Source organism: Pseudomonas sp. PICF6 (assembly GCF_009831705.1).
Classification (GTDB): Bacteria; Pseudomonadota; Gammaproteobacteria; order Pseudomonadales; family Pseudomonadaceae; genus Aquipseudomonas; species Aquipseudomonas rhizophila.
In genome coordinates this window covers 20,653-20,923 of sequence record NZ_WUUD01000033.1, presented here as the reverse complement: position 1 = coordinate 20,923, position 271 = coordinate 20,653, and the positions used below count along the sequence as shown (strand labels likewise).

Annotated in this window: 1 protein-coding gene; it reads left to right on the top strand. The window is 64.6% G+C overall.

Going from position 1 to position 271, the window contains the following annotated elements:
* Positions 1–271: ribulose-phosphate 3-epimerase (locus tag GSM73_RS27835; protein WP_372241406.1), on the top strand; the 271-nt coding region annotated here is incomplete at both ends.

Here is a 271-nt window from a genome sequence, read left to right as displayed (position 1 = left end):
CAAGTACGGCGTCACGGCGCCGATCGACGCGCACCTGATGGTCAGCCCGGTGGATCGCATCGTCGGCGACTTCATCGAGGCCGGTGCCACCTACATCACCTTCCACCCCGAAGCCACCCAGCACATCGACCGCTCCCTGCAGTTGATTCGCGAAGGCGGATGCAAGGCCGGCCTGGTGTTCAACCCGGCCACGCCCCTGGACGTGCTCAAGTACGTGATGGACAAGGTCGACATGATCCTGCTGATGAGCGTCAACCCCGGCTTCGGCGGG